The organism is Neorhizobium galegae, from assembly GCF_021391675.1.
GTDB lineage: Bacteria > Pseudomonadota > Alphaproteobacteria > Rhizobiales > Rhizobiaceae > Neorhizobium > Neorhizobium galegae_B.
In genome coordinates, this window is record NZ_CP090095.1 from 474,502 (window position 1) to 488,565 (window position 14,064).

Below are 14,064 nucleotides of genomic sequence, written 5' to 3' on the forward strand. Positions count from 1 at the left end.
TGGCAGTCGTCGGAAACGAGCCGGAGCAAACACTCCGGCTAGAGAGCATGGATCAGCCGAGCTTTGCCAGAACTTTGGCGGTCGCACCCGACAGATCGCCGAGCTTGACGCCGGTTTCGCGCACGCTTGCCTCGCGCGCCTTGCCGCGGATCTGGATGTCGATGGCTTTCTGTGCCTCCGATGCCACTTCTTCCGGCGGCAGGACGATGACGCCGCTCTCATCGGCCAGCACGGCGTCGCCCGGCATGACCACGGTATTGCCGACAGAAACCGGTACGTTGATTGCGCCGCCGAGGTCATAGATGCGGGTGGTGATCGGCGAGATGCCGCGGCACCACATCGGGAAATCCGACTGGACGATTTCCTCAAGGTCGGTGCAAGGGCCGTCGACCACGGCGCCGACGGCACCGGCTGCCTTGGCGCCGACCGTCACGCCGCCGCCCCAGCAGGCATAACGGTCATCATGCAACCGGTCGACGATGACGAAGTCGCCCGGGCGGATAAGGCTGAGCAGATGGTGTAGCAGGGTGGAGTCCGGGCCGGGAATGGCGATGGTGACGGCAGTGCCGACGACGCGGCGGCCCGGGATCAGCGGCTGGATCTGCCGGTGCAGGAAGCCGAAATGCCGCCAGTGGCCAAGTGTTGCGGTTTCGACTTTGGCCAGCAGGTCGAGGTCCGGCTGGGCGATCTGTGCCGGCATCGGATTGATTTTGTAGGTCATGTTCGGATCCAATCTGTGACGTGAAAGTTAGCGGCCAAAGGCCTTGGCGAAACCGACGCTGCGTTCGACGACGAGGACGATGGCAAGCGAAAGCGCGATCATCAGAACGGCCAGAACGGCCACCATCGGATCGGTCCGCTCGTCGACATAACGGTAGAGGGCGACCGGCAGCGTCTGCAGCCGCGGTCCAACAATGAACAGCGACAGCACGATCTCGTCGAAGGACAGGATGAGGGCGATGGCGCTGGACGCGATCACGCCGGGCGTCAGCCGCGGCAGGGTGATCTGCATGAACACCTGCAGCGGCCGGGCGCCGAGCGTCATCGCCGCCTCGTCGACATCGGTGCCGAGATTGCTGAGCGCCGTCTGCAGGATGCGGATGCTGAAGGGCAGCGTCATCACCAGATGCGCCAGAACCAGACCGGGATAGGTGGCGACAAGGCCGGCCGGCGTGAACACCATCAAAATGCCCAGGCCCAGCATCATCGCCGGCAAGACAAGCGGCGCGATCACCAGACTGCGGATCAGCGCGCGCCCCGGAAACTCCAGCCGCACCAGCGCATAGGCGGCCGGAAGGCCGAGCACCAGGCTGAGAGCTGCGACGATCACCGCGATCAGCGCACTGTTGCGGAAGCCCTGTATGAAGCTGGTATTGCCGAGCACCGCGCCATACCATTTCAGGCTCCAGCCAGAAGGCGGAAAGGACAGGTAGCTGTCGGCGCTGAAGGAGATGACGAGAATGATCACCATCGGCATGAACACGATGCAGAAGACCAACGTGACATAGGTGCGGGAGATAAAGGACAGGAACTTTGTCATGTCTTAGGCCCTCCGGGTCAGCAGTCGAAGCACAAGGCCGGCCAGCCCCATCGCGATGACGAAAAATGCCAGCATGAGGAAGGCCAATGCCGCTGCCGTCGGCCAGTCGAGCGAGACAAGCGCAAGGTCATAAACTTCGGTCGCCAGCAGGAACACCCGGCCACCGCCCAGCAGGGATGGCGTGATGAAGGATGAGACGCAGAGCACGAAGCCGATCGTCAACCCGGCAAGGATGGCCGGCAGGCTGAGCGGCAGGGTGACATGCCAGAAGACTTTCTGTGGCGGCGCGCCGAGCGACATGGCGGCATCATCCAGCCGCCTGTCGAGCTTGCCGAGCCCAGCCGCGATGGTGAGGAACATGTAGGGCATGATGCTTTCCGACAGGCCGATAATCACGCCCGAAAAGTTGTTGACCATCTGCAGCGGCGCGTTCGTCAGCCCCAATATGCGCAGCAGGTGGTTGACCGGGCCGGCGTCGCCGAGCGTCACCAGCCAGCCGAAGGACCGTACCACGGCCGAGATCAGCAGCGGCGATGCGGCGAGCACGGTCAGCGGCGTGCGCCAGCGCGACGTCATCCGCGACAGCGACAGCGCCATCGGATAGGCCAGCAACAATGCTACCACGGAACATGTGATCGATACGCGTAGCGTCCGGCCCAGAAGGTCCAGGTAATAGCTGTCCTGGAGGATGCCGAGATAGGTCTGCAGGCTGATCGCCTTGGTGATTGCTCCATAATCCGAAATGTTCAGCGACATGCGGAACAGCCACAGGATCGGCGCGATGAAGGAGATCGCCAGCACGCTCAGGACCGGGGCGAGAAGCAGCCAGGGCGTCAGTCTCGTGCTGGTTCCGGGAACGGTGAAGCGGTTCATGCGGCAAAGATCCGCATGTCTGTGGAGCGCCAGCTCAGTGCCACATCGGCGCCCGGTTGCGCAAGCTGCGCTTCCTCGCTGCCGGGGCGAAGTTCGGCCACCAGCTTCTGGCCGCCGCCCAGTTCCAGCTCTACCTCGATCACGCTGCCGACGAAGACGCTGCGGGTGACGCGTGCCGTCAGCCCGCCGGCATCCGGCCTGGAAAGCTGGATGGCATGCGGTCGCACCATGGCGGACATTTTTGCACCTTCACCGGCGTCTTTCGGCAGTTCGTCGACGCCTGGCGCGGGCAGCGCCTGGCCTTCGTGATCGAGCTGCGGCGCGCCGGTTCCGAGACTGAGCGTCGCCGGCACGCTGTTGGCTCGGCCGATGAAGCCGGCAACGAATGGCGTCGCGGCCTTGTCATAGACCTCGACCGGCGTTCCGATCTGTTCGAGCCGGCCGCCGTTCATCACGGCGATCCGGTCGCACATGGTCAGCGCTTCCTGCTGGTCATGGGTGACGAACAAGGTGGTGATGCCGGTGCGGGATTGGATATCGCGGATCTCGAAACGCATCTCGTCGCGCAGGCGGGCATCGAGGTTCGACAGGGGTTCGTCGAGCAGCAGGATTTCCGGCTCGATGACGATGGCGCGGGCAATCGCGACGCGCTGCTGCTGGCCGCCCGAAAGCTCGGCGGGACGGCGGTCGCCAAACCCTTCGAGCCGAACCGCCCGCAATGCCTCGGCAACCCGTGAAGCACTCTCTTCCTTGCCGACCTTGCGCAGGCGCAGGCCGAAGGCGACGTTCTGGGCCACCGTCATGTGTGGAAACAGCGCATAGGACTGGAAGACCAGGCCGAGATTGCGCTCCCAGGGGGGCGAGACACGATGTTCTCGCCGCCCATGATGATCTGTCCGGATGTCGGGGCGAGAAGCCCCGCGAACATCCGCAGCGTGGTGGATTTCCCGCAGCCGGAGGGACCTAGAAGCCCGATGAATTCGCCCTTGGCGATATCGAAGGACAAGGAGTCGACGGCCGGGCGTTCGCCGCCATAGTCGAAGGTCAGCTTGTCGATGGTGATATGGGCGGGCGATGAGGCGAGCTTCATGGGTCCGTCCTGCTGTTTCACTTGCCGGCTGAGATGATCTGGCGCTTCCAGATCTGGTTCCACTCATCCGACTTCGTGGCAGCCCAGCCCCAGTCGAGCGGCAGCGTTTTGTCGATCTGGCCTGAAACGGTGCGCGCGGAGGCGGCGTCGCTGACCTTGGCCTTGGCATTGACCGGTGCGTAGAACATCGCTTCCGTGAAGGCGGCCTGTGCCTCGGGCGACAGCGCATAGTCGATGAAGGCTTTGGCCGCGGCCGGGTTCTTGGAGCCCTGCACGAGGTTGATCGTGTTGATCTGCAGAATGGTGCCTTCCTTCGGCAGCATCACGCCAAGCTTGCCCTTGGATTCGTCGGCATAATACTGGCCGCGGGCGTTCCAGCCGGTGCCCAGCACATCGGTGCCGTTGATGACCAGCGTGTAGGCATCGGGCTTGGGGTCGAAGGTCTGTACGCCCGGCGCCATCTCGGCGAGCTTGGCCGCGGACTGCTTGACCGACTTCGTGTAGTCCTCGCCCAGCATGGCCGAGGTCATCACCATCAGGCCGGAGCCGAGAATGGACGGCATCGAGGTGACGGCCATCTTGCCGGCATAGGCCTTGTCCCAGAGAACCTCGAGCGAGGTGGGGGCGGTCGGGAAGGCTTCCTTGTTGTAGATCACCACGAGGTTGTCGAAGGTGACGGCCGGGCCATAACCTTCCTTGACGATGGCCTGCGGTACCAGGTCTACGAGGTTTGGAACGTCGGTTTTTGTCAGCGGTGCCAGCAGGCCTTCCTTGTCGCCGATCAGCGAGGTGGAAACGTCGAAGATCACCACGTCGGTTTGCGGGTCGCCGGCCTGCGAGCGCAGGTTGCCGAGCATGGCCGAGGAGGCATTGGAGGCGAAATAGTTCACCTTCACATTGGGATATTTCGCCAGGAATGGCTTGATCACCGCATCGTTGTATTTGTCCTGAAAGACCCCCGAATAGGCGGCGAGAGTGATCTCACCCGAAACAGCGGCGGACTGGGCATGCGCGGTGGTGGAGATCAGCGCGGCAAAGATGACGGGGGCAAGAAGACGGGTAATCATCAGCACATTCTCCTGTCGGGTGAAGCGGCCCGGTTGTCGAGGTGGCTGCCAGGATGGCAGGCGGCACGGTGAGCCGTGGATCGGCCAGAGCCTTCTTCGCCCGGCTTGTCCATCTTGGCGAAGCTGGTGGGCGTTTCAAACGATCCACTGCCCCACGATGCAACGATCTGCGGCCGGCATTGTCCAATCGAATTTTCTTAAGTCCAACATCAGAAAAATTTTGGAAAAAATTGCCTGATTTTTTAGCCGATTGCCGAACTAAGGGACTGAATTGTGATGATTTTTTAAACAGAGCCCTCCAGCCGCCACGATGGCGGCCAGAGGGTCAGGGGGGATCTGAAAATGAAATCTATGGGGTTAGTAGCCGCGTTTGGCATCCGCGAGATCGGCGACGGTTCCGGTCTCCTGGAAGGTCCTGATGTTCTTAGCGACGATCTTGCTGCCCGTTGGTGCGTCGATCAGTGACGCCACGTGCGGCGTGACCGTGATCTTCGGGTTGGTCCAGAACGGATGCGTCTTAGGCAACGGTTCGACATGGAAGACATCGAGCGTCGCGCTGCTGATCTGGCCCGAATTCAGCGCCTCGACGAGATCGCTGTCGACCAAGTGCGGACCGCGCGCCGCGTTGACGATACTGGCGCCACGCTTCAGCCGGTTGAAGGTGTCGGCATTGAGAATGCCGCGCGTGCTTTCGGTCAAGGGCAGCAGGCAGACCAGGATTTCCGTGCCCTCGAGGAAGGCTCCGAAACCCTCGGCGCCGGAAAAGCATTGTATGCCCGGCAGGTCCTTCGGAGATCGCGACCAGCCGCGGACCTCGAAGCCGATCTGCTTCAGGAGATCCGCTGCGACGGCGCCGAGATTGCCCAGCCCCATCACGCCGACGCGGCGCTGGGTGGCGGGTGGCACGACGATCTGCTCCCAGAGCTGGCGCGCCTGGTTCGCCTGGATGGCCGGAAGTTCGCGGTGGTGGCGCAGGACATGCAGGGCCACGTATTCCTTCATCCGCTGCGTCAGGTCTGTGCCGACGGTGCGGATGATCGGCACATGTGTCGGCAACTGCTCGTCGGCCAGGACGTGGTCGATGCCTGCCCCCAGCGAGACGATGGCCTTCAGGTTCCGGAATGGCCTCATGGAGCCGGTTGCTGGCCGCCAGAGCACGGAATAGGTGACCGCATCAGGATCCGGCACCTTGTCGATCGGGTAGACGTTCCAGTCCGGCATCAGATCGCGCAGCATCTGGCACCACCACTCGGTCTTGTCTGCGGCGGGTAGCGAAACGACAATGTTCATGGAGCATCCTCATTGGCTCATGCGTCACGGTGTGCCACCATTCACCGCAGGACAGGCGCGCAGGTCAAAGCAAAAATTCCTGTCTCTTTCATAGAAAATTTTTATGTGGATTTTTGATCGCTTTGATCTAGGCTCTGATCATGAATTTCAAACAGCTGGAAGCCTTCTACTGGCTCACTCGTCTCAAGAGCTATCAGCGCGTTGCCGATCATATCGGTTTAACGCAACCAGCTGTTTCAGCGCGGATATCCGGGCTGGAAGACAGTCTGGGCATCCCGCTTGTCGATCGTGCCCAATCCGACTTCACTCTGACTGAACAGGGGTATGAAGTCGCCGAATATGCCGAGACCTTTCTCAATCTCAGTGAGACGCTGACCAGCCGTCTGAAGTCGAAACAAAAAAGACGTTATACGATCGGCGTGGTTTCCATGGTCACCCAGACCTGGGCGGTCACCTTGCGCCACAAGATTGCCGCCCTGCCGGACCCGCCGCTGGTCGATTTCTATTCCGGCTCCAATCTCGATCTGCGACCCATGGTAAAGTCCGGAGCGCTGGACATGGCGTTCGTCACCGGAGAAGCCGGGCTACCGCAGATCGAGGACAGCTTTTCGGTCCAGTATCATGTCGGCTGGGTGGCTCGGCCGGATGTGGTCGGCGAGATCAACCGCCCTCTGACACCGGATGAACTGCGCGAGTTGCCGCTGGTACTCTACCCGCATACATCGCCGCTGTTCGGGCCTGTTGCCGACCTGATCGAAGAGACGAAACGCCGCCCCAATTCGCGCCACACCGGCAATTCGCTGGCCACCATCTGCGAGATGGTCAAGGCCGGCTATGGCGCCTCGGCAATGCCTCTGGTGTCGCTGGAGCCGGAAATCGCCACCGGAATGCTGGTCGAGATCCCGACCACGGTCCAGCTTGCCCCTCTCGATATCCGCTGCGTCCACCAGAACAGGGCGCGCAAGGCGCAGACCGAGCAAATATTTCAGCTGGCCCGACAGGCTGCCGAGGAATGGGTGGCAGCCCATCCGCGTTATGTCAGCTTTCGCAAGACCTGAATTCCCAACGGATCGCTTCAAGAACCCCCGGGTCATGCCACGGATGTCTTTCCGGAATGCGGCACCGAACGGCACCGCATTCCAGACGGTAAGTCATCAGGCGGCAAAGCGCGTGGAGACGTGGTCGCGGATGAAGCCGGCGCCGATCTTGACCAGACGCTCGGTGAGCGCCGCGCCGGTTTCGGCCGAGCAATAGACCGGGTCACCGCCCCATACGCCATGTGGCGCAGCTTCCATGGCCTCGATCGGTGCCTGCAGGCGGGCACCGGCATATTTCAGCGCGGCAAAACCCGCGACATCCACGCCCATCGCCTTCTGGCCCTTCGGTGGCGCCTTGGCGAGATCCATGCGCAGGATTTCGGGGTAATAATGCAGGCCGACCGATGTCAGCGGATCGCCGCCGTGGCCGGAGGACTTTGCAGCTGCTTCCGGCCCAAGGATCTCCTTCAGCAGTTCATAGCTGATCTGCCACAGATACATCGAAGCCACGAACATGCCGTTGGCCTGGCGCCATTTCAGGGAAACCTCGTTGATGGCGCCGACATTGCCGCCATGGCCGTTGATGACCAGAACCTTGGTCAGGCCGTGGCGGGCCAGGCTGGCAAACATGTCGTTCAGGAGGGCGACGAGCGTCGACTGGCTGAGCGCGATGCCGCCATGCGAGGAGCCGAAATAGTCGGCGCCGCCGAAGGGGATCACCGGGGCGATGAAGGTGGGAACGCCTTCGGCACGCGCGGCGCGGGCAATGTCGAGCGCCACGGCTTCGGCCGCGAGATAGTCGCCCATCGGCGCATGAGTGCCTTGGTCTTCCAGCGAGCCCATCGGCAAAAGGATGACGGCGTCGTCGTTGAGGAACTGGCGGGCTTCTTCGCTGGTCAGTTCGGCGATCTTGATCTTTTCAGTCAGCATGTTGATTTCCTTACAGGATGTCAGTTCTAAGACAGGCCGCCTGATGCTGATCGCCGACCGTTTGCAGCGGCGGGACGGTTTCGGCACAGGCGGGCTGGGCATAGGGGCAGCGGCTGCGGAAGATACAGCCGGAGGGCAGGGCGAGTGGCGAAGGGATCTCGCCGGTCAGGCGGATACGGCGGCTTTCGCGGTGCAGGCTGGGCTCGGCCGAGACGAGCGCCGCCGTATAGGGATGTTTGGGTGAGAAATGCACCTGATCGGCCGGGCCGACCTCCATGACGCGGCCGAGATAGAGAACCATCACCCGGTCGGAAATGTAGCGTACCACCGAAAGGTCGTGGCTGATGAACAGCAGCGAGACGCCGGTCTTGGCGCGCAGGTCGGCCAGAAGGTTCAGAACCTGCGCCTGGATGGAGACGTCCAGCGCCGACACGGCCTCATCGCAAACGATGAAGCTCGGCTCGACGGCAAGCGCCCGGGCGATGCCGATGCGCTGTCGCTGGCCGCCGGAAAATTCGTGTGGGCGCCGGTCGAGAAAGCTCGGGTCTAGCCCGACGAGGGTGACGAGTTCGATCAGGCGCGGTCCGCGGGCAGCACCCTTGTGCAGCCCATGGGCATCGAGCGCTTCCGACAGCACCGCGCGGATGGTCTTGCGCGGGTCGAGGCTGGCATAGGGGTCCTGGAAGATGATCTGCATCTCCTTGCGCAGGCTGCGCATCCGAACCGGCGAGATGCTGTTCAGATCCTGCCCGCCAAAACGCATCACGTCGCTCTGGGAGTCGATCAGGCGCAGGATGGCGCGGCCGATCGTGCTTTTTCCGGAGCCGCTTTCGCCGACGAGGCCAAGCACTTCGCCTGGTGCGACGCTGAAGCTGACATCGTGCAGCACTTTCAGCGACCGCTTGGAGAAAAGACCGGTTCGTCCGATCGAATAGCTTTTCTTGAGATTCTGGACGTCGAGAAGGGGTGCGGCTGTCATGCGGCCTCCGTCTGATAGTTCATCAGGCCGGCCGGGGCTTCCGGCGCCCGCAGACAGCGCACGGCGCGCTCCCCATCGGCGCTTGGATAGAGTGCCGGCCGGATTTCGGCGCAGGCGGGCATCGCGATCGGACAGCGGTCACGGAAGGTGCAGCCGGAAGGGCGGGCCGACGTCAGCGGCGGCGTGCCGGAAATTGCCGGAAGCCGGTCACCGCGGGTGGAGTGCAGCCCTTCATGCGAGGACGGCATGCTTTCGATGAGCGCGCGTGTATAGGGATGATGCGGATCGCGCAGGATCTGGTCGGCGGGACCTTCCTCGACGATCTGGCCCGAATACATCACTGCCACGCGGTCGGCGATATCGGCGACGACGCCGAGATTGTGGCTGACGAACAGCAGGCTGAGGCCGTTTCCCTGGTCCTGGCGCAGGGTTTGCAGCAGTTCTATGATCTCGGCCTGGATCGTCACGTCGAGCGCGGTGGTCGGTTCGTCGGCGATCAGCAGGCGCGGTTCGCAGGTGAGCGCCATGCCAATCATGACGCGCTGGCGCATGCCGCCCGACATCTGGTCCGGATAGCTGTCGATCCGCCGCTCGGCGTCATTCATGCCGACGCGTTTCAACAGCTGGATGGCAAGGGCGCGGGCGTCGGATTTCGACATCGGCCGATGCGCCTGAATGGCCTCGATCATCTGGTCGCTGATCTTGTGGATCGGATTGAGCGAGGTCATCGGTTCCTGGAAGATCATGGCGATGTCGTTGCCGCGGATATCTTCGAGCGTACGCGCATCCAGAAAGCCGAGATCGACGACTTCCCCGGTCTTGCGCCGCAATTGCAGGGTGCCGGAGACCTGCCGGATCGCACCGGGCAGGAGGCCCATCAGCGCCAGCGACGAGAGCGATTTACCCGATCCGCTTTCGCCGACAAGTGCCGTGCACTGGTTGGCGCGCAGGGTAAGCGACACGTCTTCGATAACGGCGGCAGGTGTTCCGAAGCGGGCGGTCTCGAGCCGCAGCTTGTTGATGACGGCAACCACGTCCGGGTCCCTGATGGCCGGTGCGTCGGCCAAGGCCAGCGGCTTGGAAACCTCATCCATGCTGCTGCCGGAAGCGCCCTTCGGGTCCAGCGTGTCGCGCAGGCGGTCGCAGAAGAAGTTGATCGCGTAGATCGTCAGCACCAGGGCGGCGCACGGGATCATGATGCCGAGCGGGTCCTGGTTCATGAACTGCCGCGCACCGCGGATCATCTGTCCCCAGGAGGGTGCCGGCGGTACGACGCCGAGGCCGAGGAAGGACAGACCGCTTTCGATGGTGATCGCCGCCGCGGCCGTCAGCGAATACTGCACCGACAACGGGCCGGCGATATTCGGCAGGATGGTGCCGAGCACGATGCGGCGCGACGGCGTGCCGAGCGCGCGGGACGCTTCGACGAAATCGAGCGAGGTGACGCGCAACGCTTCGGAAAAGGTGATGCGCGCAAAGGTCGGGAAATAGAGGACGGAAAGCACGGCCACCAGCGTGCCTGCCCCCGGTCCGAACAGGGTGACGACCAGCAGCGCCAGCAGGATGGGCGGAAAACAGAGGACGATGTCGGATAGCCGGCTCGTTACGAATTCCGAGGGGCCGCGGAAATAGGCGCCGATCAGCCCGAAAAACGTGCCGATGATGCAGGCGACGGTGGTCGCGACGAAGGCTACGGTCAGCGATACCTGTCCGCCATAAAGTACCCGGGCCAGCCGGTCGCGACCGAATTCGTCACGTCCCAGCCAGTGTTGCATGTCTGGCGCCGCCAGCCGGTAGCGGACGGCGATCTTGATCGGGTCTTCAGCGGTGATCAGCGGGGCGGCAAAGGGGATGATGATCAGTGCTGCCAGCAGGACGCTTGGCAGGATCATGCGCTTGGGAAAGTCACGGGCTGACATCATTGCAGGCGAATCCTCGGATCTAGCAGCGAGGACAGGATATCGATCACCAGATTGATGCCGATGAAGATGGCGGCGACGGTCAGGATGACGGCGCGAACCGTCGGGTAATCGCGCTGTTCGACCGCCGAGACCAGCAGGCCACTGAGGCCCGGCCAGTTGTAGATGAACTCGACGAGAACGGTGGAGCCGAGAAGGATGCCGAGCTGCAGGCCAACCACGGTGATGATCGGGCCGAGCGCGTTATAGAGGATGTGCCGGCGGACCACGCGCTTGCGGCGAAGGCCCTTGGCGACGGCAGTGCGCACCCAGTCGTGGCCGCGCATTTCCAGGACGCTGGCACGCGTCATGCGAAACACCATCGTGGCCAAGTGCAGGCCGACGGTCAGCGAGGGCAGGATCAGCATCTGCAGATGTTGAGCGGGATTGGTCGCGAAGGCGACATAACCGCCGGCCGGCAGCCAGCCCAGGATCTGCGCGAAGAAGTAGATGAACAGGGTGCCGAGCACGAAACCCGGCACGGAGGTCAAGAGCGCGTTGATGGCAGACGTAGCAATGTCGAACTTGCCGCCGGCCCGCAATCCTGCCGCCGTGCCTGCCGGAATTGCCAGCAGCAGCGCAAAAATCGTCCCGGCGACGATGATTTCCAGCGTGCGCGGCAGGCGCAGGGCGATGACGGACGAGATCGAGCCGTTGTCGACGATCGATGTGCCGAAATCCAGCCGTGCCGTGTTGTAGAGGAAGGTTACGTATTGAGTAAGGATGGGCTGGTCGAGCCCCATATTGGCCCGCAGATTGGCAATGGCTTCTGCGGAAGCGGAGCCGCCGCCCGTCGACAGCAGGAGTTCGGCCGGGTCGCCCGGTACAATGATGAGAAGCGAGAAGATGATCGTGCCGATAACCAGCAGCATGGCAGCAGCAGCTGCCATGCGACGAGAGATGAAGGCCAGCATGCATCGCTCCTTATGCGAATTTGGTCTCGTCGAGCGCGTAGCCTGATGAACCGCTGAGGAAACCGGGCAACTGTTCGAACCCTTCGACCGACTGCTTCATCGCATAGGCCTGGATGCGCCAGTTGAGCGGAACCTGCGGCACTTCCTCGTAATAGGCGACGACCAGTTGCTGGTAGATCGCCTTGCGCTTGTCCGGATCGACCGCGTTGCGGCCCTGTTCGAGCAGGCCGTCGATGCGGGCGCTCTTGAAACCGAAGGACTGTAGGTAGGACGGATTGCCGGAATAGAGCAGCGACCAGAGCGCATCCGGATCATTGTAGTTGCCCGATGTGCCGTGGACGGCGATGTCGTATTTGCCTTCCTTGCCCGCCGTGACGCGTGTGCCCCAGTCAGGAAGATGGAGCGTCGCATTGATACCGATGGCGCCAAGATAGGCCTGAACAACGGAGGCAGTGTCCTGATGCATGCCGTAGGTTGCGGTGGCCAGCAGGCGGCATTCGAAGCCGTTGGCATAACCGGCCTCGGCGAGCAGTGCCTTGGCTTTCTCGACGTCGTATTTCCATTCATGGGCCGGATCGGCCAGATCGAATTTGGAACCTCGCGGGTTGGGGAAACCGTAAAGCGGCTCGCCACGGCCGGCAAAGGCGGCATCGACGATGTCCTGCCGTTCGATCGCGTAACCGACTGCCTGGCGTACCTTTGGATTGGCGAACGGGCCGCTGGTGACGTTGAACAGCAGGAACATGAACGGTCCCAGCGTGGTCTTCATCTTCAGCGCCTTGGAAGCTTCGACCGTGTCGAACTGGGTCCAGGGAAGATATTCGATGAGGTCGACATCGCCTGCTTCGAGCGCCGCATAACGCAGGTTTTCGTCGGCATAGGCGACGAAGCGGATGCCGCCGACCTTCGGCTGATCCGCCAGATAGAAGTCCTTGAAGCGGGCAACCTCGATATAGACGTTCTTTTCGCTGCCCTTCAGCGTGAACGGACCGGCGCCGATGATCTCGCTGTCGGTGCTCTTCTTCGAAATGACCGGGCAGCAATAGCTGGCCATCAGGTCGAGGAAAACCGCGCTCGGCGCTTTCAGCTTGATACGCACCGTCTTGTCATCGACGGCCTCGACGGCGGCGATGATCTTCAGGTCGCTCTTCAGGTAGGCCGTGGAGCCATCCTTAGTGATTTCGTTGAGCGAGTAGGCGACGTCGGCGGCGGTGACCGGGCTGCCGTCATGGAAGACGGCGTTCTGACGCAGTTTGAAGACGGCGGTCGTCGGGTCGCTCCACTCGACGCTTTCGGCGAGTTCCGTGACCAGCTTGCCGGTCGCGTCGTAACCCATCAGGCCGCGATACAGCATCAGCTTGACGGTATTGGCGGCACCGCCGGTATTGTCGAAAGGTTTGATCGTCGGCGGGAAGGTGGACAGGCCGAATTTCAGCACCGAGGCGGGCGCCTGGGCGAAGGTGACCTGCGGCAAGGTGAGCGCGACAACACCTGTGCCGAGGCTGATCAATACGCTGCGTCTGGTGGGGTTCAGGCAATCGGAAGGTGTCACAGCGACCTCGAATGTGTTGGGAGGGAAAGTGCGGCTTCGGTCTGTTCCATCAGTCCAGCTTCCTTGCCGTCAGCTGTCCAATCGAAAATATTTTGATGGAATATAGATTTCTTTGCCGGCCAATGGAGTGATGGGGCCTGCCTTTAAATTCATCGATTGATTTATATGCACAAATCGTAGTCATGAGGGATGGCTCGACGAGCTAAAAGCGATGGCAAGCTTTTGGCTGACAAACAATTTTTTTTGAAATGGCGGTTGCGCGGGCCGAAAAACGGCTTCCCTTTTGTCATCATGACGGCGTGTCGACCGGACTCGATCATCCAATCGAGGCCTCAAACTGCGTCCGGGCCTTTCCGAGAAAATCATCTTGGCATTGTGGCGAGGCTGGCGGATGGCCGGCAGCGTAACAACCACAGGCACTCCTTGGCCGTCATTGCACCAACTGGCCCATTCCTCGCTTTGCAGATGCCATTAAGGCTTCAAAACCCCAGCGCCTGCAATCGGTCACGGATGTCACCTGGCGGCGCCTGTTCGGGGCGCTGAACAAGGACGGCAGGCTCCCAACCTGCAGATCCGCCGCATGTCGACCCGTCAGCTCGCGGCTCTTCTGGGCATCGCCCGCAATACCGTGACCACTGCCTATCAGTTGCTCACCGATGAAGGTTTCTGGTCTCGAAGGAGCGCAGCGGCATCTTCGTGGCGGCCGGCGGTGCGGCACCAGTCGCCAACAGGCCGCCATCCGATATATTCGGCGATTGGCAGGCGCGGTTCCTCATCCGGCCTTCCGCCCAGCGGCAGATCTGCAAGCCGTGCGATTGGCTGGACTACCCGATG

General features: G+C 62.2%; 11 protein-coding genes and 1 pseudogene. 1 reads left to right on the top strand and 11 read right to left on the bottom strand.

Annotation, left to right across the window (positions count from 1 at the left end; translation table 11 throughout):
* Positions 1–52: 52 nt before the first annotated feature.
* From LZK81_RS02315 to LZK81_RS02340, 6 genes and pseudogenes are all read right to left on the bottom strand, one after another.
* Positions 53–721, bottom strand: a complete 669-nt coding sequence (locus tag LZK81_RS02315) for an RraA family protein (protein WP_233955080.1) — start codon at positions 719–721, stop codon at positions 53–55.
* Between the two features lie 27 nt (positions 722–748).
* Positions 749–1,540, bottom strand: a complete 792-nt coding sequence (locus tag LZK81_RS02320) for an ABC transporter permease (protein WP_046603050.1) — start codon at positions 1,538–1,540, stop codon at positions 749–751.
* A gap of 3 nt (positions 1,541–1,543) precedes the next feature.
* Positions 1,544–2,413: an ABC transporter permease gene (locus LZK81_RS02325; RefSeq protein ID WP_233955081.1), complete on the bottom strand. Its 870-nt coding sequence runs from the start codon at positions 2,411–2,413 to the stop codon at positions 1,544–1,546.
* A pseudogene (locus LZK81_RS02330) lies at positions 2,410–3,503 on the bottom strand (ABC transporter ATP-binding protein). Before LZK81_RS02330 ends, LZK81_RS02325 begins: the two are co-directional and overlap by 4 nt.
* A gap of 17 nt (positions 3,504–3,520) precedes the next feature.
* Positions 3,521–4,570 (bottom strand): ABC transporter substrate-binding protein, encoded by a 1,050-nt coding sequence (locus LZK81_RS02335; RefSeq protein ID WP_046603053.1) that lies wholly within the window; start codon positions 4,568–4,570, stop codon positions 3,521–3,523.
* A gap of 357 nt (positions 4,571–4,927) precedes the next feature.
* Positions 4,928–5,860 (bottom strand): 2-hydroxyacid dehydrogenase, encoded by a 933-nt coding sequence (locus LZK81_RS02340; RefSeq protein WP_046625623.1) that lies wholly within the window; start codon positions 5,858–5,860, stop codon positions 4,928–4,930.
* 140 nt (positions 5,861–6,000) lie between these two features.
* Here LZK81_RS02340 and LZK81_RS02345 point away from each other — a divergent pair, with 140 nt between their 5' ends.
* Positions 6,001–6,918, top strand: coding sequence for a LysR family transcriptional regulator (locus tag LZK81_RS02345; protein WP_046603055.1), 918 nt, complete (start codon positions 6,001–6,003; stop codon positions 6,916–6,918).
* Positions 6,919–7,014: 96 nt separating this feature from the next.
* Here LZK81_RS02345 and LZK81_RS02350 read toward each other — a convergent pair whose 3' ends face one another.
* From LZK81_RS02350 to LZK81_RS02370, 5 genes are read right to left on the bottom strand one after another with little or no spacing between them, the layout of a single operon-like run.
* Positions 7,015–7,827 carry a creatininase family protein gene (locus LZK81_RS02350; protein WP_046609539.1) on the bottom strand — a complete coding sequence of 271 codons (813 nt, stop codon included), beginning with the start codon at positions 7,825–7,827 and terminating at the stop codon, positions 7,015–7,017.
* Positions 7,828–7,837: 10 nt separating this feature from the next.
* On the bottom strand, positions 7,838–8,806 hold the full coding sequence (locus LZK81_RS02355) for an ABC transporter ATP-binding protein (RefSeq protein WP_233955082.1): 969 nt from the start codon (positions 8,804–8,806) through the stop codon (positions 7,838–7,840).
* Complete coding sequence (locus tag LZK81_RS02360; protein WP_233955083.1) at positions 8,803–10,728, bottom strand: dipeptide/oligopeptide/nickel ABC transporter permease/ATP-binding protein; 1,926 nt, start codon at positions 10,726–10,728, stop codon at positions 8,803–8,805. The genes LZK81_RS02355 and LZK81_RS02360 overlap by 4 nt, the downstream gene beginning before the upstream one ends.
* Positions 10,725–11,678, bottom strand: coding sequence for an ABC transporter permease (locus tag LZK81_RS02365; protein WP_046609541.1), 954 nt, complete (start codon positions 11,676–11,678; stop codon positions 10,725–10,727). The genes LZK81_RS02360 and LZK81_RS02365 overlap by 4 nt, the downstream gene beginning before the upstream one ends.
* Before the next feature lie 10 nt (positions 11,679–11,688).
* A complete protein-coding gene (locus tag LZK81_RS02370; RefSeq protein WP_052753449.1) occupies positions 11,689–13,230 on the bottom strand; it encodes an ABC transporter substrate-binding protein in 1,542 nt (513 codons plus the stop codon).
* Positions 13,231–14,064 lie beyond the last annotated feature (834 nt).